Here is a 17337-nt window from a genome sequence, read left to right as displayed (position 1 = left end):
CATCACGTGTTTTCCTCCCTGACAGGCCGTGGGGACTTGCTTTGCATCAGATGATGCGCAACTCTGGCTACTGCACGCATCGGCTCCACTACCGAGGCGTGGAAGGGCGGCCGAGAGTCGCGGGCGCGGCACCTCCGCGGCCCTTGGCCACGTCAGGAGGTGAGACGGCTCGTGGCTTCCGGAGTTGTGTCGATCGTCATCGGAGGGGTGGTGCCGGGCTTCCTGCTCGGGCTGGTCGCGTTCCGGGTCAAGTCAAGGTGGTGTCCGCGCTGCGGCGGGTCCACCGAGGACCTGCGGCGATCGGTGGAGCCGCAGAGGTGACCGCCCTGTCCCGCGACACCGCCGACGCGTTGCCGATCGGGCGGCGGGTGGCCCGCTGGCGGGTGCGCCGCCGGATGACCCAACAGATGCTCGCCGACCGGCTCGGCAAGTCGAAAAGCTGGGTCGACAAGGTCGAACGCGGCGTGCGTGGTCTGGACCGCTACTCGGTGATCCAGGAGATCGCCGAGGTGCTCCGCGTCGACCCGGCGATCCTGCTCGACCCCTGCCAGCCGCCACCAACCACGGCAACCGGCCTCGACGGGGTCGACGCGGTCCGTGCCGCACTGGCCCGCTACCACCACCAGCCCGCCCGGACCGTGCCGACCGGCCAGGTGCGACGGCACGTCGCGCACGCCTGGCTGACCTACCAGCACGCCCACTACGCCCAACTCCTGCGCGCCCTGCCCGCCCTGCTCGACGCCGCCCACGCCACACCGGCCCTGCTGGTGCCCGCGTACCGGATCACCGCCTCGGTGCTCGTCAAGCTCGGCGAGGCCGACCTCGGCTGGCTCGCCGCCGACCGGGCCGTCACCGCCGCCGCAGGCGACCCCATCCGCACCGGCACCGCCACCATCGCCGTCGCCCAGGCGCTGCGCGCCCTCGGCCGCGACCGTTTGGCCCTCACCGCCGCCGTCGCCGCGACCGGCACCGCAGCCGAGGAGGCGGTGCGGGGAACGCTGTTGTTGCAGGCAGGTCTGGCCGCCGCCGGCTGCGGTGACGGCCACCGCGCCGACGACCTGACCGACCACGCCGCCGTACTGGCCAACCGACGTGCGGGCGAGGACGACCCCCACCACACCAGCTTCGGGCCCACCGCTGTGCTGCTGGCCCGGTTCCTCGCCGCCCTGCACCTCGGCGACACCGCCGAAGCGGTGTACCGGCACGAGAAGGCCATCCGCCGTGACGGCTGGCACCGGCTACCCGCCGAACACCGGGCCGCCCACCTTGTCGACGCCGCCCGCGCCTACCTCCAGACCGGCGATTTCACCGCCGCCGGGCAGGCGCTGGTCGACGCCGACACCATCGCGCCCGCCGAGGTCCGCTGCCGCCCCTACGCGCGTACCGTGCTCGCGGAGATCACCCGGGGTGGCTCGGCAGCGGCCGGCGTGACCCGGCTCGCCACCCTCGTCGGCCTGATCCGATGACCCAAAATCTGAACGATCCGGTTGGCGGCCCGGACCCGGCTGTTCTATCTGCTCGACCGGCCGAACGCCTGCTCGACCGCACCGAACCGGATACGCTCGACCACGGGTTCTTGTCGGTCAGGCCGGATACGCTCGACCACGGTTCTTGTCGGTCAGGGCCGCGCCGGGCGAAGCGTGGGCTGGGCGGATGATGAACTGCCGGGCACCGACACGCACGTGATGTGCACGAACCTTCAGGTTCATCCCGTGGCGAGCTGGGCGCGGGCGTGCATGAGCGCGAACCCGAGCAGATTCAAGCCGCGCCACTGGGCGGGGTTGCACGTGCGTGGATCCGTCGCGGCCAGGCCGATGCCCCAGATCCGGTCCACCGGGCTGGCCTCGGCCAGTATTCGGTTGCCGGTACGCGCCAGGTACTTCCCAAGCTCAGGGTGCTGGCCGAACTTGGCCACGTTGCCGGCGACGACGAGGTCGAAGCGATGCGCGTCCCACACGGTCTGGTCGAAGCCCTGAACCTGCCGGCCCAGAGCCTTGACCGCGCCCGGGCTCGGCACCGTCAGCATCCGCGCAGCGGTGGCCTCGTCGCCGGACAGCCGGGCCTTACCGACCATCATGTAGTGCTCGGCCGTGGCGTACCGGACCTCGTCTACCACGAACGGAGCGGGCCACCATTGGCTCAGACACCCCGGTCCGATGCTGCCGTCGGGTTGTGGTCGGTGTCCCCAGAAGAACAGGTACTTGACCCGAGCGCCTCTAGCGGTGAGCGTGCGCAGTTCGGCCACGCTGCGCGGTTGAGAGGCGATCTGGGACATGTCAGCAGGGTGCCAGAGGGCATGTTCACCAGCCACCCGGTTTGCTCGCTGCACGGCGCAGGATCCAATTCGCCCGCAGGCGGGCGACGGAGAGCAGTACGGGTACGAAGGTCAGTAGAAGTGTGCGTGGGTGGTCGTTGGCGGCTCGCCGGATCGCGCGTAGGCCCGCAGGATCGACGTGGCCACCTGGATCAGTAGTCCCCGGTCGGTTCCGTCGGCCGAGCCTGTTGTGTCACGGTTGGTCCCGTCGAGGACCAGACATCTGCCCGTTGCCGTACGGGCCGGGCAGGCCGGCCAGTAGTTGGCGGGCAGTAGTTGCCGGATCGTACGAGTCGCTCGGTGGAATCCACCCATCAGCCTGCCTGCTCGACCGGTCGGAACTCGTGAACCAACTCGATGAGCCCGACCGCGTGCCGATCGAACTCGTCGAGATCCTCGGCCGGTACCCACAGTTCGAGGCAGGAGCCGTTGCGGTCGGGATTCCCGTGCTGGGCTGGGCAGGGCTGGCCGGTCCGGGACCGCCAGCCCCGATCAGTTTCCCGACCCCAGCTGCCGGGCCTCGGCGACGGCCACATCGACGGCTTGACGGGCGGAACCGGCACGTTGGACCACTGACACCAGGACCTGCTTGATGCTCTCCAGAGACTGCAGAAGCGGCCCCGGCTGCCCGCCCTGCAGAACCACGGCGACGAGCTGCCGCGCCTCACCGACCTGGGTGATGATCGCAGCCGCCGTGTCACGGGCGCTGTCGATCCCAGCTCGGACCGGTGCCAGTCCGCGGATGGTCTCCTGGGGAGTGGCTTCGCGGGGAACGGCGGCAGTCATCTTCGTGGCCTCGCCGATCGATGCGGCGAGGCCGCCCAGCCCGCCCTGGATCGCCGCGATGGCGCCCCGTACTCGGGCCATGCCCGCTGCCACCGCGGCAAAACCGGCGCCCGCGGCGCGCAGCGCCACCTGTTGCGCCTGGTTGTCGGCGGCGGCGGCCAGCCCCTGGGCTCTTTCCACACCGGTCATCAAGACCCGCAGCTCACCGGTGACCGTCTCGATGTGCGACACGTGTCTCCTGTCGATGACCATCGTGAAGGCTGTCCAAACTACCCGACACCTCGACCCTGCACGTGTGAGCCTGGGTGCGGGTCCGATTTCTTCCTCCCGGTGCGTCCTGGTAACCGCCAGGCCGAACCGGCATCGGCGTCAGCGCCACCAGCGACCACGGCGCCCCCCGCAACCTGCTGATCCTCAACCCCACCACTCGGCGGCCTACGGCCCCAGCAAGCACAGGTCCAGGTGCCCGCTGGGCTGCACCGGGCGGACATCTTCCCGCGTCGGGGTGATCGGGTAACCTGTGATGCTGCGGGCCGTTAGCTCAATGGCAGAGCTGAGGACTTTTAATCCTTAGGTTCTGGGTTCGAGTCCCAGGCGGCCCACCTCTAAACTGGGAATATAGCCAGGCGTCACTACCCCGCCCTATTCCTGGCGCGAGTATTTGTCGGATTTTGGGCTTTCGTGTACGAGCGCCCACCGAGCGCCCAGCTCCCCGGAATGACGCCAGGCCACCTCGCGTGCCGCCGCTGGCTCGCGGGGCGCGGCGGGTGCCGCACGGTGACGCGTGCCGACATACTCGGCGGCGACGGCGTGGGGGTGCCTGCCTATGGCCAAGCCTGCTGTGTTGCCGGTGTTGGGTGCGCAGGGCGGGGCGGCGAGGAGTGGCTCCGGCGCGACAAGGACCACGATGCGGGTGGCTGGTTGCGCACGGATGGCTATGACGGACGAGATGGGCTCCACCGGGACGACCCCACCATTGGGCTGACGGTCACGGCCGCTGTTACCGAACATAGTCATGGCTGGTGCTTACCGAGTGTCGGGGCGCCGAACCGCACGATATCTGCGGCATGTCCGTGCGTTTCCCGCCTGTCGTGGCGTCGGGGGCGCGGGATCTGGGTGGTCCTCTCGCGTGGCGTGGTCGTCGGATTCTCACTCGATCTAGCCCGATGTGGCTGGCACGATCGCGGGGTGAGCGACGGACTAGCGCGTGCGCGCGCCGATCTCGCTGCTGGTCGCCCCTGGAAGGCACGTGACCGGCTGAACGGCGTCTTGGCGCATCGCCAGGATCACGAGGTGCTCGACCTTCTGGCAACGGTTCACTACGAGATGCAAGACCTGCCCGCGGCAGGTGCTCTCTGGTTCGTCCTTGGCCGCGACGACGAGGTAGCGCAACGCTCGATCTCGGCCTGGTTGGAGCAGCACCGGAACGACACCGCACGTTGGCACAGCATCCCCGGCCCGGTCCGACGCACAGCCAGCACCGAGCAGCTGGAAGGTTTGAGGCGAGCGGCCGTGCAAGCGGACAAGAGTGGAACGCGGGACATTGGGCCGGTTGGCGGACCCAGCGAACGGTGGGAGGGGATCGTGTTCGGGGGATGTGCCATTACTGTCGTTGTCTGGTTCCTAGCGATGGTGGGCATCGGGATGTGGACGGTCTTCCGGTGGATCTGGGATTGACCTGTCCTCGAGATGCCGCAGCTCGCGCCTCTGGCACCTGTCGCATACGGCGCACTGGCGGCGTCCGCAAGTCGGCACGACCGGACGTTGCCTTGATCGAGAAGGGGGTGACGCAGCGTCACGCGCGGTCGGCGGCAGATCCTGGTGTCGGCGAGGCTGCGTATGACCGGCGCAATGAGCAAGGAAGAATGCCCGGATGAGTGATCTTCGGCGTTGCCGTCTTGCCATTGGCGATGGCGAACTGGAGCTTGCTGGCTCGCCGTCCGCCCTCCGCGCCCTCGGCGACCGGCTTCGCCAGGATGCGGAGCCCTTGGAGGTAGCGATCACTGGTGGGTTCGTGGTTCAGGAGATCTCCAGTGGTCCGCTGCTGGTCAGCTTGCGTGACACGACCACGTTGCACTTCTCCGGCGACCGCGAGTTTCTCGACATCGTCTGGGATGCACTTGACGGTGTAGCCGAACAGGCTGTGACCGCCGAAGACCGGAGTATCAAAAGGCATCAGCACATCGAGTACTTCCCTGGAGACGAGTATCGGTCACCGAACTCGGTCCCCTTGGTCATCGTGGCCGATTGGCCACAGCTGCCGACAATGCACTGACTCCGGCAGGTCAGGATGCCCGAGCGTCGCGAAGCGCCGACTGCCCGCAGTGAGGGCGACGCGCGGCTGGCGCGCACGGACGGCGGCAGATCCTCGCGGGTGATCTTGTTGGTCGTTGGCGGGCCGCCCGTCGTTTCAGTGCCGCAGTTTTCGGTCAAGCGGTCGATACCCAGAATCGCAACTTCCCGCCGCATTGATTCTCAAAGATGCCGCCGTTGGCCTCGACCACCATGCGGGATGCGATGTTGTCGATGTCGCACATCACTCGACCACGGCTGCTGCGGTGTCCGGGTGCTGGGTGAGAAGCGCCGCTACCTCGGTGTGGGTGGGCTCGTCGTGTCGTCGCCATTGGCTGGGGCAGCCGAGCAGCGTGGCGATCGCGTCGACGGTCTCGGGATGGTCGGTCAGCAGGCTGACGACCGGCCCCGCCGGCGCGACCGGCGGTGCCGGCGTGGGTGCGGGTGCGGGTGCGGGTGCGCTCCAGGGTGGTACCCAGGTGTCCAGTGCGGGCAGGCTGCCGGGGAAGGTGCGTGCCGCCTCGCGGATCAGCAGTGGAACCAGCTCCGGGCCGTGCTCGCGCAGCGTGGTGATGAGGGTGGGCAGCCAGGGCAGCAGGATCGGGTCGGGCAGCTGGGCGAACGCGGTCGACATCAGCTCCACCACGAACGGCGCCAGCCCGGGCGCCGGGTCGAGGGCCTGCACGAAGCCGGAGAGGTACTGCGGGAAGGTCGGCACCACCAACGGGTTGGCCAGCAGACCGTGGCAGCGGGCGCGTAGCTCGGCCAGCGGCAGCAGGCCCAACTGGTGCCGGGCCGCCCAGTGCAGGGCGACCTTGGCGGGTGTCTCCGGGTGTGACTGTGCGATCGCGAGTTCGAGCTGCGTGCGGTCGCAGCCGAGGGACAGCGCCAGGCCTTCCATGCTGAACAGGAAACCGAGCATCGCGCCGACTTGCCGGACGCCGGTCTGCTCGTCGACGAAGGCGGTCGGCAGCAGGGTGCAGTAGTGCGCGTACCCGGCGGTTACGAACGCTTCGCACCAGGCCGGCAGGGCCGCCGCGGTGGTCCGGTAGTGGGCCAGCAGCCGCCGGATGCGGCGCAGCACGTCCGGGGCGTCGTCGACGCTGCGTTCGGCGGCGAGCAGCTCGACCGCCCGGGCGCCGAGTTCGTCGACCAGGCGGGGGCTGTCGAGTAGCCGGATGGCGTCCTCGACGGCCGCGAGGGCGCCGGCCGCGGTGGCCTGCGGGCCGCGGACCGCCCGGCGTAGCCGCTGCTCCAGCACCTGCTCCACGGTGACGCCCTCGTAGCCCAGCTCGATCAGGGCTCGTTGGTTGCGGCCGAGGGCGACGTCCCAGCTCTCCTGGATGGAGCGGTGTCCCAGCCGCCGCTCTCCCATGATCGGACGGACCGCGTCTGGTGGGAGCAGGTGCCGCAGCATCCAGAGCAGGTCCGAGCAGGGCGCCAGCCGGGGGTCGGTGTGCAGGTCGAGCAGGGCCCGCTGGACGGTGCGTTTCTCAAGGTCCAGGCCGAGCGGGTGGAGGCGGTCGAGGACGTCGCGGGCAAGTGGCGGGAGTGCTTCGTAACCGACCTGGCCGACCCGGTCGCCACCGAGCAGGATCTCGCAGAGCCGGCGGATGTCCCGCCGGCCGGGGACGACGTCCTTCTCGATGCAGGTGACCGCGGCGTCGGCGAAGTCGTACGGGGTGGGACGGGCCCGGTTACGCAGGCCGGCGAGGAGGATCGCGGTCTCGAAGACGGCGATCGCGTCGGCGGTGCTGGCAAGGTAGCCGTTGCGGCGGGCGAGCCGGACGATGTCGACGCACCAGCCGCGCAGCTCCGCCTCGTCGAGGCCGCCGGGCTCGGGTGGTGCGGCGAGGAACCCGGAGAGCCGGTCGATGACGCCGGTGGTGGGCGCGGCGTCGCCGGCGGCCCTGCGGGAGCGGGGGCGGGTGCCGCGCTGCCCGTCGAGCCGGTTCGGGGTCAGGCCGGAGCGGGTCAGCGCCTTCGTCCAGGTCGCCGCGGCGATGGAGACCGAGCCGGGGGCGAGGCCGAACTGGGCCTCGATGGCGGAGTGGCTGGATGGGATGAGTCCGTAGTGCCAGCGGGTGCCGGTGCGGGGGCTGATCTCGTAGGCGGGCGCGTCGGCGGCGAGGCCGAACTGCTCGACGTGGCTAACGGCGTGGAAGGCGCCACAGACGTAGAGGCAGTCGCGGGGATCGACGCCGGAGGTGGTGAGGTGTTCGCGCATGCGCGTCCACATGTACCGCTCGCGGTCCTCGTCGCGCTCGAAGCGTTCGGGGCGGGCGGGGAGCAGCCGGCGGAACAGGCTGCCGATGAGCACCATCACCTGGCGGTAGGTGTCGTGGTCGGCGTCGGCGAGCGGCTGTTCGACGTACTGGTCCCACCACTCCGACCAGTGGCGCACCTTGCCGTGGTGCAGCAGGTACGCCTCCAGTTCGGCGAAGCCGGGGCGCAGGTCGCCGATCTCCACGCCGACCGCGTCGCCGTGCAGAGCGGCGTCGTCGGCGTCCGTACCGGTCTCGGCTTCCCGGTCGTCCGGCCGGGCCCGGTCGCGGGGCAACCACTGAAAGACATGGTCGGTGGAGCGGTCCACCAGGACCAGCTCGACCCCGGGCGTGTCCAGGGCATAGGCGATGGCCTGGTACTCGGCGGAGGCCTCGGTGATCGGCGCGACGACGCTGAGCGGGCTCCACTCGCTCGGGTGGCCGTCCAGCTCGGAGGCGAACGCCTGCACGGCCACCGGGAGCCGGCAGTTGCGCAGCTCGCCCAGCAGCGGCTGCAGGTCCTCGCAGAGCTCCAGGTAGATCACCCGGGGCCGCTTCCCGCGCAGCCGGCGCACCATCGCCAGCGCCGAGGCCGGCGAGTGGTGGCACACCGGAAAGATCTCCAGCGGCACGGCGAGTGCCCGGTCGACGTCGTCGACCATGCCGGCGAGGATGCCGGCGAGCGCGTCGGCGGACTCGGTGAAGGCAACGGCGGCGTCGGTGAGCTGCTGGCGCAGGGCAACGAACGGGCCTGCCGGGGCGGAGGCGGTCATGACAGGGCGGCGATCGCCTGCCGGCCGCCGTCGAGGAAGCCCTCCCAGCCGCCGCCGTCCTGCTTCGCCCGGGGTTCCACGACCCCGTGCAGGTACTTGTTGAGGATCGCCAGGTCCTCCGGGCTGCGCCGGGCAAGCGACCCCATCAGTGATCCGGCCAGGGTCTCGGCGCGCAGCGTCCGGTCGCCGAAGAACTGGCTGTGCAGGATGGCGTCCTCGAGCACGCCGATCTGCTCTGCGGTGGACAGCGCCGACTCGAGTTTCTCGTCGTCGCTGGTCGCCGCCGCGGCGGCGGTGCGCAGGTCGGCGAAGCTCTGCAGCAGGATGTCCAGCAGGGTGGGCGGCACCTCCAGCTCGATGCGGTGCCGGCGCAGCAGCTCCTCGGTGCGGAATCGCACGATCTCGGCCTCGCTGCGCTTGTTCGTCACCACGGGGATGCGGACGAAGTTGAACCGCCGCTTCAGCGCGGACGACAGGTCGTTGACGCCCCGGTCGCGGCTGTTCGCGGTGGCGATGATCGAGAAGCCGGGCTTGGCGAAGGCGATGTTGTCGTGGTTCAGCTCGGGGATCGAGATGTACTTCTCCGAGAGGATGGAGATGAGCGCGTCCTGCACGTCGCTGGTGGAGCGGGTCAGTTCCTCGAAGCGGCCGATGACGCCCTGCTCCATCGCGGTCATGATCGGCGACGGGATCATCGACTCGCGGGACTGCCCGCGGGCGATGACCATGGACACGTTCCACGAGTACTTGATGTGGTCCTCGGTGGTGCCCGCGGTGCCCTGCACGACGAGGGTGGAGTTGCGGCAGATCGCGGCGGCGAGCAGCTCGGCCAGCCAGCTCTTGCCGGTGCCCGGGTCACCGATGAGCAGCAGACCCCGGTCGGAGGCGAGGGTCACGATGCTGCGTTCCACGAAGCTGCGGTCACCGAACCACTTCTGCGGGATCTCCCGGTCCAGGCCGTCGGCCCGCTCGGAGCCCAGGACGAACAGCCGCACCATGCGCGGGCTCAGCCGCCAGGAGAACGGCTTCGGCCCGGTGTCGACCGACTCCAGATAGTCGAGTTCGTCGGCGTACTTGACCTCGGCGGGGGCACGCAGCATCTCGGACATGACCGGTTGCACTCCTAGGTGAGGAAGCTCTTGAGCTCGAAGACGAGTTTGCGGATGTGACCGGAGAGCACCGGCGTGCCCAGGTCCTTGAAGCGCTGCCGGAACCACGGGTTGACGCTCTGCTGGCCGGAGCTGGTGACCGAGCCGACCGGAATGAACCGCACCCCGGAGCGGTGCACGGCCTCGATGCCGTCGAACAGGGGCTGGGATCGGTCGAACTCGTAGAAGTCTGAGATCCACACCATGACGGTGTTCCTCGGCTCGACGATCTTGGGCCGGGCGAGCGCCATCGCCACCGGGCCGTCGTTACCTCCGCCCAGGTTGGTACGCAGCAGCACCTCGAACGGGTCGTGCACCCACGGCGTCAGGTCCAGCGCCCGGGTGTCGTACGCGATGAGGTGCACGTCCACCTTGGGCAGCCCCGCGAAGATCGACGCCAGGATGGTGCAGTTGACCATCGAGTCGACCATCGACCCGGATTGGTCCACGACCACGATCAGCCGAGCCGGCGTGGTGCGCCGGGCGGTCTGCCGGTAGTAGAGCCGATCGACGTAGAGCCGCTGGTCCTCCGGGCTCCAGTTGGTCAGGTTCTGCCAGATGGTGCGATCCAGGTCGAGGTTGCGGAACACCCGCTTCGGCGGCACCGACCGGTCGACGGTGCCGACGCTGGCCTGCTCCACCTGCGTGCGCAGCACCTCGGCCACCTCGTCGACGAACCGGCGGATCAGCGCCTTGGCGTTGGCCAGGGCCACCCCGGACAGGTTCGCCTTGTCCCGCAGCAGCTGCTCGATCAGCGACATGCTCGGCGTGAGCCGGCTGGCCAGCGCCGGGTCGGCGAGCACCTCACGCAGGTGCATCCGGCGCACCAGGTCGCCCTCCAGGGCGGCGAGCGTGCCGCCCAACCCCGTCCCGCCCTGCCGGCGCAGCTCGCCCGCCTCGACGCCGAGCGCCTGCTCGAACCAGCCGGCGTCGGACTGCCACCGAGCCAGCTGGCCGGCGCTGACCGGCCCGGCACCGGTGGCGAACACGTTGAGCAGCACCTTCGACACCAGCGCGGCGCGGCGTACCTCGGCCGGGCCGGGTCGCTGTGCGGCGGTGTCGTCGGCCGCTGGCGCGCTCGCGGCGGTGGTCAGCAGGCCACGCAGGTCCTCGGCGAGGGCGGGGAAGCGCTGCACCACGGTGTCCACCGAGACCGCCGGGTCCAGAAGCGCGACGGGCAGGCCCAGATCCTCGACCACGGCCAGGCTCGCCGATTCCAGGGTGGGCTGTTCGTTCGGGTCGAAGAGCCGGGCCAGTAGCCGCCAGTAGAGGACCTGCCGCCGGTTCTCGTCGGCGCGGTCGTGACTGTGTCGCGTCATCGTCGCAGCAACCGTCCCGCCCGTTCCCGCAGCACCGCCACCGGATCGCCCGCCTTCGCCTCGGCCCTGGCGACCCTCGCGTCGGTGACCCCGCACGCCCAGTCGCCGGTGTGCACGGCGACGACCTTGCGTTTGACGGTGGCCTGCACCGCCACCGGCTGCAGCAGCCACCGGCCGTCGTCCCACCGCAGCAGACCGAGACAGGCCGACGAGGCGGCGACCAGCTCCGGGGTGAGCGGACCACACGACGGCAGCCGGTCGACCGCCACGCCGAGCCGATGGCCGTCCAGCTCCACGGTGAGCCCGCCGTCCTGGTCGCTGACGGCGTACCCCTCGATCAGGACGGGCTCGGCGATCCCCGCCGGGTGCCGGTCCAGCGGATGCGGTGCCGCCGCGCCGGCACCGGGCAGCAGGATCCGCGCCGCGGCGAACGGGTCGACCGGCTCGTCAAGCCGCGCCCGGTCATCGCGCCAGAGCAGATCCGCGCCGCGTACCGGCACGTCGGCCACCGTCACACCGCGCCGCTGCGCCAGCGCGGCCAGCAGGACGGGATGCGCGTGCAGCAGCCGCCACAGCGCCGGACCGACGATGGTGTCCACCTTCGCCGCACCCACCGCCGTACGGACCAGCCGGGACGGCCCGCCGTCGACCGGTTCGAGAAGCGCGTGCACCTGGATCTGCACCGCGGTGTCGTGTTCGTGCACGTCCACCCCCAGCGGCAGCAGCCGCCCCGAAACCCGCTCCCCGGCGCCAGCCGGGTCGTCGCCGGCGGTGTCCTGGGCGAGCAGCACACCACGGGCCCACAGGTCGGCCCAGCGGCGCTCCGGCACCTGCGACATCGCGGCGACCGGCACACAGGCCCGCAGCTCGGCGGCGAAACCGTCGAGCAGCACGGCGAGTCGGCGCAACCCGGGGACGGCCAGCGCCGCCTCAACCGGCGACCCAGCCCCGGCCACCAGCTCGTGGTCCACGCCGCGCCACCCCGTCACCGCCACCTCGTGCAACCACGCCCGCGCGCCCGCCAGGGCGGGCGACGCCTCAACGGCAGGGGCGGGCGGGACCGGCGCCCACGGCGCGCGGCTGCGACCCAGCGCGGCGTCGAGCTGCCCGAGCAGAGCATCGTGCACCGCCCCGAACAGCGCCGACCGCGCGCCGGCCAGCGCAGCCACATCCTCCGGCGTCACCGACCCGGCAATGATCTTGCCGATCGCCTCGGCGGCCAGATCGGCCAACGGGGTGGCCGCCAACGCGCCGGCCAGGCCGGCCAACGCCGCCGCATCCCCCTCACCGACGCGGGTCAGGCCGCGGGTCAGGACGGCGTCAACGCCCGCAACCAGGTCGAGGGCATCGATCAGCCCGGCCGGGTGACCGGCAGTGAGAGCGGCGAGCTGCGTACCGAGCATCAGCGACCCGCCCCCGTCGACGCGAACCAGTGCAGCTCGGGCAGCGGCGTGGCGCTGCCCGGCACCTCCAGGTAGGACAGGTGACGCAGGAACCGGCTGAACACCACCGCCGCCGGGCTCGGCTCGTGCCGCGTGTCCAGGCCGCGCAGCAACTCCGCGCCAGTTTCCACCCCATCGCCGGGCTCGACCCGCAGGTAGCGGGCCACCCGGCCGAGGCCGTACTGCAGCACCGCCTCGTCGGCCAGAGCCTCCAGGTGCTTGCATGGAGCGCCGCGCAGACCGCCGCAGGGTCGATTGTTGTTGGTGCTGCAGTGGTAGGCGTGGGTGCCGGAGGTGATCGACGAGACGTACACCCGCTCGATGTCCGACCCGCTGGACACCACGCCCTGCAGCCGCCCATCGGCCAGCTCCACGAACGGCACCTTCACCAGCTTGCGGGGCTGGGCGGGCGGCACCACCCGCACCGCACTTCGCCGCGCCCACCGAGCGTCGTCCACGTCCGCCACCTTCCTCCCCCGCCCGACGCGCACCAGCGTCGCCCACGACCACGTCGACGCCGGAACCAGCCGGGCGCGGCCGTGACGACAAGGATCATGGACCCCGGGTACGACAACGCCAGCGGGCGCGGACGCGCCAGGGGTGGCGGCGCCGGCCGGCTTGCACGGGTGTCTTCGTGGATCCAGACTGCGGTCACCCTCCGGGGTCCCTGCTGCCCGGTTCCGGGGTCCATTGCCATGACCTTGTCCCCGACGACGAGCCACCTGCGGGTGATCAGACGGTCCGGTACACCGGGTCCAACTCGTGGCCACCACCTGCTCGATCGCCGCCGGATACTTCGCCCGACCGAAGCCCGCGAGGGATAGTCACGGCTTCGGTTGCGCCCGGTGTCGCCCGATCCAGTGTTCCAGGTTGGCGATGTGGTCAGGACCGAGGCCGTGCGCGGTGGCGGGGGCGATGAGCAGGGCCTCGACACCGCGGCGACCCAGCTCCTCGGTGTAGGACCGAATGCGACTCGTCGGCGGGCGGCCGTCGAGGTCGTCGTCGACCCAGGCGACCCGGGTGATGCGCGGGTTGCTCGCCAGCCACGCATCCAGCGCCGGCCATTTCGGCCAGCCTTCGTCGGGGTGCAGGTCGATCTGTTCCCAGTCGTGTCCAGGGAACGGCTGCCGCATCGCCCGGCGTGCCTCCGGCGGCCAACTCGTGAGCCAGACAGGCGTCACGTCGGGCAGTGTGGCGAGGCGGTCGAGCGCGGCGCACAGCGCCGGCGGGACGCGGACCGGTCGCAGGACGGCACCGACCTCCACCAGCTCGCCGAATGGACTGAACTCCGAAGCCGGGCAGACGACCCCGTCGATGTCGAGTACGAGGACGGTGTGCACGGAGTACGACGGTAGCCCGAACACGCCCAGGCATCAACAAAATGTTGACAAACAGGTTGTTGAAAGACACGCTGGTGGCATGACCGGAGGAGCAGCGGACCAGACGGCGGGCGCCGCCGAGCATCAGGCCCGTAAACGGTTGATGGCACGTGGCGGCCACGAACTGCCACGGCTGCCGTGGCTGGCCGACGGCCAGCCGCACGACGCCGTCACGCTGATCCGCCAGGCGTTGTGGCGGGCCAACACCGACCGGAGTGCGCTGGAGCTGCCCGAGGATCTCCTCGCCGCGATCGCGTTGCTGGCCGCCGGGCGCAGCGAACTCGACCAGTTGGAGGCAGGGCTGTTGTTCGTCGCTCGCGCCGAGGGGTTGACCTGGGCCCAGATCGCCGAGGCGCTCGGCGTGCGCACGGCCCAGGCGGCGCAGCAGCGGCACGACCGCGTCGCCACCCGGCTCGGTGGGAGTTCGTGAGCGTCGTCCCGCTGATCGAGGCGGATGCCGCCTGCGGTCGAAAGGCGTACGCCCTGGCCACCCTGATGCGCGCCGGCCTTCCCGTACCGGACGGGTTCGTCGTCACCGACCCGGCCACCGACCCGGGGCGGATCTCGGCGTCCCTGCGCCGGCTGGCGGCCCGGGCGGTCGCGGTCAGATCGTCGGGCAGGGCCGAGGACTCCGGGACGGTGTCCTTCGCCGGCCAGCTGGAAACCGTCCTCGGAGTCCGCGACGTCGACGATGTGCTGGCCGCGATCGGGCGGTGCGCCGCCTCAGCCGGCACCCGGCGCGCACGGGCCTACCTGACCCACCTCGACCTCGATGGTGAGGCGACCGTCCCGGTGATCGTGCAGGAGCTCGTCGAGGCCGACCACGCCGGCGTGCTCTTCACCCGCGACCCGCGGACCGGCGACGACACGGTCGTGATCAACGCCTCCTGGGGCCTGGGTGAGTCCGTCGTCTCCGGCACGGTGGTTCCGGACGAGATCACCGTGACCCCACCGGCGGACACGGTCCGGGTGACGCTCGGTACCAAACAGACCCGGCTCGACCTGTCCGACCACGGCCTGGTCGGCTCGCCCGTCCCAGAGCCGGACCGGGTGAGGGGCTGCCTGACCGTCGGCGGGATCGACCGGCTGGTCGCGCTCGGCCGCCGGTGCGAGGCCCTCTTCGGTCGGCCTCAGGACGTGGAGTGGGCGGCAGCCGACGGCCAGATCTGGCTTGTCCAGTCACGTCCCATCACCACACTCCATGCGTCGTGGACGCCGGCAGGCGACGCGGGCTCCGGCCACATTCTCGCCATCGGTGTACCGAGCAGTCCCGGCCGTGCGCTCGGTCCGGCGCGCCTCGTGCGCTCGGTCGACGAGTTCTCTCGGGTACGGCGCGGCGACATCCTGGTGTGCCGTACCACCGACCCGGCCTGGACACCGCTGTTCCGCCTCGCGGCCGGCGTCGTCACCGAGACCGGTGGCGTCCTCAGCCACGCGGCGATCGTCGCGCGGGAGTACGGAGTCCCCGCCGTCGCCGGCGCCCGCGACGCGCTGCGCTGCATTCCCGACGGATCGCCGATCACCATCGACGGCGCACGCGGCACGATCACCGCAAGGCGCTCCTGATGGCCCACCAGTCGCTCACCGACCTCCTCGTGCTCCACGCGGTCCGACTCAGGGGATTCGCCGACACGGCAGCCGTCGCGGCGCGTTTCGACCTCGACGCCCGGCAGACCACCGAGGAGCTCCTCGATGCCCAGGCCCATGGTTGGGTAACCCGGTCCTCGTTCGCCGATCTGGTCGGGTGGTCGCTCACCGACGCGGGCCGGCGGCAGAACGAGAGTCGGCTCCGCGACGAACTCGACGAAATCGGCGCGCGCGACGCCGTGGCCGCCGTCCACGAACGGTTCCTGCCGCTGAATGCCGAGGCGGCGCAGATCTTCACCACCTGGCAGCTCGGTGCCGGGCAAGATCCCGACCTCCGCCGGCTCGCCGGCATCGGCGAGGCGCTCCGCCATCTCGAAGACCGCCTGGCCGCGCACCTGATCCGGTTCACCGGCTATCACGGCCGGTTCGCCGAGGCACTCGCCCGGGCCTGCGACGACCCGGCCTGGATCACCGGCATGGAGGTCGACTCCTGCCACCGGGTCTGGTTCGAGCTCCACGAGGACCTAATCGCCACGCTCAACCTCTCCCGGTGAGCGCGGCGCGGGACATGGTGCTGGTGTCGCGGTCGAGGTGATCGACCCCCATCTGCGGCGAAGTGCGGTGTCGGCGGTTCGGGACGGCGCAGCATGGCGTAAATGGGGGATACCAGCGGTCGGCGGCCCGGCCAGAACTCGACCGTCTGCGGGCTCCAACTCAGTCGTACCCGGCTGCGCCGCTTCCCGCACGTGCGGTTCGAGTACACCGCCACCGACCAGCTCACCGGGGCCGACCCGGTGGGCTTCGTCTGCCCGCGATGTCTGGCCGCCACGCAGGGTCGTCGCCGGCAGGAGAAGTCCTGGGTGCGCGACTCGCCGCGGCCCTGATCGCCGGTCTGGCCGGCCTGGCGGCTGGAGCCCGTCAAACCGGGGCAGGGCGTGCGTCCGGGGATTGGAGCCGGGTGAAGCGGGTACCGCAGCCGCATGCGGATCGTGATCGTGGGAGCCACCGGCAACGTGGGGACGGCGCTGCTGCGCCGGCTGCGTCGGGAGCCGGGCCGGGAGGTGGTCGGGGTCGCCCGGCGGCTGCCCGGTCCGGACGCCGGTGCGCCGTACGACGGCATGGAGTGGCACGCCTGCGACATCGGGGCGCCGGACGCGGTCGGGAAACTCGCGGCGGTCTTCGCCGGGGCCGACGCGGTGGTGCACCTGGCCTGGCAGATACAGCCCAGCCACGACCAACGTGCGCTACACCGGACCAACGTCGGCGGCAGCCGCGCGGTGAGCACCGCCGTCGTCCGGGCCGGCGTTCCCGCCCTGGTGTACGCCTCGTCGGTCGGCACCTACGCCCCCGGCCCGAAGGACCACCCGGTCAGCGAGCGCTGGCCGGTCACCGGGGTGCGCGGGTCGTCGTACAGCCGGGACAAGGCCGAGGTGGAGGCGATGCTCGACAGCCTGGAGGCCGAGTATCCGTCGCTGCGGGTGGTCCGGCTGCGCCCCGGCCTGACCTTCCAGCGGGACGCGGGCACCGAGATCAGCCGGTACTACCTCGGGCCGCTGGCCCCGGTGCGGCTGCTGCGCTTCGGGCGTCTCCCGGTCGTACCGACGAACCGGCGGCTGCGGATGCAGGCGGTGCACGCCGACGACGTCGCCGACGCGTACGCCAGGGCGGTGCTGGGTGACGCGCGCGGCGCGTTCAACGTCGCCGCGGACCCGGTGCTGACCCCGGAGTTGGTGGCCCGGCACTTCAGGGGCTGGACGATTCCGGTGGCCGCGCCGGTGCTGCGGGCCGCCGCCGCGCTGACCTGGCGGGCCCGGCTGCAACCGGTCGACACGGGGTGGGTCGATCTGGCGTTGAACGTGCCGCTGATGTCCAGCGACCGCGCCGAGGCGGAGCTCGGCTGGCGGCCGAAGGTCGACGCGGTCGCGGCCCTGAAGGACCTCTTCGCCGGCATGGCGCACCGCGCAGGTACCGATTCGCCGCCGATGAGCACCTCCGCCGACCTCCCCGGCCGCCCCGCCGCGCTGCTCAGGTCC

Annotated in this window: 16 protein-coding genes, 1 tRNA gene and 2 pseudogenes; 9 read left to right on the top strand and 10 right to left on the bottom strand. The window is 71.2% G+C overall.

Features of this window, described 5'->3' with window-relative positions; all coding sequences use genetic code 11:
- Window positions 1-317: 317 nt before the first annotated feature.
- A complete protein-coding gene (locus E1193_RS09830; protein WP_243707471.1) occupies window positions 318-1466 on the top strand; it encodes a helix-turn-helix transcriptional regulator in 1149 nt (382 codons plus the stop codon).
- A gap of 239 nt (window positions 1467-1705) precedes the next feature.
- On the opposite strand, the gene E1193_RS09825 is transcribed toward E1193_RS09830, so the two are convergent.
- The 3 genes and pseudogenes from E1193_RS09825 to E1193_RS09815 form a co-directional block, all read right to left on the bottom strand.
- Complete coding sequence (locus E1193_RS09825) at window positions 1706-2275, bottom strand: NADAR family protein (RefSeq protein ID WP_132182375.1); 570 nt, start codon at window positions 2273-2275, stop codon at window positions 1706-1708.
- Between the two features lie 353 nt (window positions 2276-2628).
- Window positions 2629-2733, bottom strand: a pseudogene (locus tag E1193_RS09820) (ADP-ribosylation/crystallin J1); the annotation flags it as partial.
- Window positions 2734-2806: 73 nt separating this feature from the next.
- On the bottom strand, window positions 2807-3331 hold the full coding sequence (locus E1193_RS09815; RefSeq protein ID WP_132182373.1) for a DUF6244 family protein: 525 nt from the start codon (window positions 3329-3331) through the stop codon (window positions 2807-2809).
- Between the two features lie 299 nt (window positions 3332-3630).
- Here E1193_RS09815 and E1193_RS09810 point away from each other — a divergent pair.
- The 3 genes from E1193_RS09810 to E1193_RS09800 all read left to right on the top strand — a co-directional run bounded on the left by E1193_RS09810 (window position 3631) and on the right by E1193_RS09800 (window position 5375).
- Window positions 3631-3702 (top strand) — tRNA-Lys (locus E1193_RS09810).
- Window positions 3703-4288: 586 nt separating this feature from the next.
- Complete coding sequence (locus E1193_RS09805) at window positions 4289-4777, top strand: DUF6584 family protein (RefSeq protein WP_132182371.1); 489 nt, start codon at window positions 4289-4291, stop codon at window positions 4775-4777.
- 196 nt (window positions 4778-4973) lie between these two features.
- Window positions 4974-5375: a hypothetical protein gene (locus E1193_RS09800; RefSeq protein ID WP_132182369.1), complete on the top strand. Its 402-nt coding sequence runs from the start codon at window positions 4974-4976 to the stop codon at window positions 5373-5375.
- Between the two features lie 154 nt (window positions 5376-5529).
- On the opposite strand, the pseudogene E1193_RS33055 reads toward E1193_RS09800, so the two are convergent.
- From E1193_RS33055 to E1193_RS09770, 7 genes and pseudogenes are all read right to left on the bottom strand, one after another.
- A pseudogene (locus E1193_RS33055) lies at window positions 5530-5640 on the bottom strand (GNAT family N-acetyltransferase); the annotation flags it as partial.
- Window positions 5637-8429 carry a DUF5682 family protein gene (locus tag E1193_RS09795; protein WP_132182367.1) on the bottom strand — a complete coding sequence of 931 codons (2793 nt, stop codon included), beginning with the start codon at window positions 8427-8429 and terminating at the stop codon, window positions 5637-5639. The pseudogene E1193_RS33055 and the gene E1193_RS09795, both read right to left, overlap by 4 nt.
- Window positions 8426-9538: an AAA family ATPase gene (locus E1193_RS09790; protein WP_132182365.1), complete on the bottom strand. Its 1113-nt coding sequence runs from the start codon at window positions 9536-9538 to the stop codon at window positions 8426-8428. The genes E1193_RS09795 and E1193_RS09790 overlap by 4 nt, the downstream gene beginning before the upstream one ends.
- A gap of 14 nt (window positions 9539-9552) precedes the next feature.
- Window positions 9553-10896 carry a VWA domain-containing protein gene (locus E1193_RS09785; RefSeq protein WP_132182363.1) on the bottom strand — a complete coding sequence of 448 codons (1344 nt, stop codon included), beginning with the start codon at window positions 10894-10896 and terminating at the stop codon, window positions 9553-9555.
- Window positions 10893-12299, bottom strand: a complete 1407-nt coding sequence (locus E1193_RS09780) for a hypothetical protein (RefSeq protein WP_132182361.1) — start codon at window positions 12297-12299, stop codon at window positions 10893-10895. Before E1193_RS09780 ends, E1193_RS09785 begins: the two co-directional genes overlap by 4 nt.
- Entirely contained in the window at window positions 12299-12805 is a 507-nt protein-coding gene (locus tag E1193_RS09775) for a hypothetical protein (RefSeq protein ID WP_132182359.1), read from the bottom strand. The genes E1193_RS09780 and E1193_RS09775 overlap by 1 nt, the downstream gene beginning before the upstream one ends.
- Before the next feature lie 357 nt (window positions 12806-13162).
- Complete coding sequence (locus tag E1193_RS09770; protein WP_132182357.1) at window positions 13163-13678, bottom strand: HAD domain-containing protein; 516 nt, start codon at window positions 13676-13678, stop codon at window positions 13163-13165.
- Between the two features lie 79 nt (window positions 13679-13757).
- Here E1193_RS09770 and E1193_RS09765 point away from each other — a divergent pair, with 79 nt between their 5' ends.
- From E1193_RS09765 to E1193_RS09745, 5 genes are all read left to right on the top strand, one after another.
- Window positions 13758-14147, top strand: a complete 390-nt coding sequence (locus E1193_RS09765; protein ID WP_132182355.1) for a DNA-binding protein — start codon at window positions 13758-13760, stop codon at window positions 14145-14147.
- A complete protein-coding gene (locus tag E1193_RS09760; RefSeq protein WP_243707470.1) occupies window positions 14144-15283 on the top strand; it encodes a PEP/pyruvate-binding domain-containing protein in 1140 nt (379 codons plus the stop codon). Before E1193_RS09765 ends, E1193_RS09760 begins: the two co-directional genes overlap by 4 nt.
- The gene (locus tag E1193_RS09755) at window positions 15283-15858 is read left to right on the top strand and encodes a hypothetical protein (protein ID WP_132182353.1); all 576 of its coding nucleotides are present in this window, start codon (window positions 15283-15285) and stop codon (window positions 15856-15858) included. Before E1193_RS09760 ends, E1193_RS09755 begins: the two co-directional genes overlap by 1 nt.
- Before the next feature lie 102 nt (window positions 15859-15960).
- Window positions 15961-16188 carry a hypothetical protein gene (locus E1193_RS09750; RefSeq protein WP_243707468.1) on the top strand — a complete coding sequence of 76 codons (228 nt, stop codon included), beginning with the start codon at window positions 15961-15963 and terminating at the stop codon, window positions 16186-16188.
- Window positions 16189-16284: 96 nt separating this feature from the next.
- Window positions 16285-17337, top strand: a 1053-nt coding sequence (locus tag E1193_RS09745) for an NAD-dependent epimerase/dehydratase family protein (protein ID WP_132182351.1), incomplete at its 3' end; no start/stop codon positions are given.

The sequence above is a fragment of the Micromonospora sp. KC606 genome (assembly GCF_004348675.1).
Classification (GTDB): Bacteria; Actinomycetota; Actinomycetes; order Mycobacteriales; family Micromonosporaceae; genus Micromonospora.
This window is presented reverse-complemented; position numbering and strand designations above follow the sequence as displayed.

Excerpts from the sequence above, each read along its gene's own strand:
- E1193_RS09800 (WP_132182369.1), top strand. The coding sequence starts at position 4,974 with ATGAGTGATCTTCGGCGTTGCCGTCTTGCCATTGGCGATGGCGAACTG.
- E1193_RS09790 (WP_132182365.1), bottom strand. The coding sequence starts at position 9,538 with ATGTCCGAGATGCTGCGTGCCCCCGCCGAGGTCAAGTACGCCGACGAA.
- E1193_RS09825 (WP_132182375.1), bottom strand. The coding sequence starts at position 2,275 with ATGTCCCAGATCGCCTCTCAACCGCGCAGCGTGGCCGAACTGCGCACG.
- E1193_RS09755 (WP_132182353.1), top strand. The coding sequence starts at position 15,283 with ATGGCCCACCAGTCGCTCACCGACCTCCTCGTGCTCCACGCGGTCCGA.
- E1193_RS09785 (WP_132182363.1), bottom strand. The coding sequence starts at position 10,896 with ATGACGCGACACAGTCACGACCGCGCCGACGAGAACCGGCGGCAGGTC.
- E1193_RS09780 (WP_132182361.1), bottom strand. The coding sequence starts at position 12,299 with ATGCTCGGTACGCAGCTCGCCGCTCTCACTGCCGGTCACCCGGCCGGG.
- E1193_RS09795 (WP_132182367.1), bottom strand. The coding sequence starts at position 8,429 with ATGACCGCCTCCGCCCCGGCAGGCCCGTTCGTTGCCCTGCGCCAGCAG.
- E1193_RS09750 (WP_243707468.1), top strand. The coding sequence starts at position 15,961 with ATGGGGGATACCAGCGGTCGGCGGCCCGGCCAGAACTCGACCGTCTGC.
- E1193_RS09765 (WP_132182355.1), top strand. The coding sequence starts at position 13,758 with ATGACCGGAGGAGCAGCGGACCAGACGGCGGGCGCCGCCGAGCATCAG.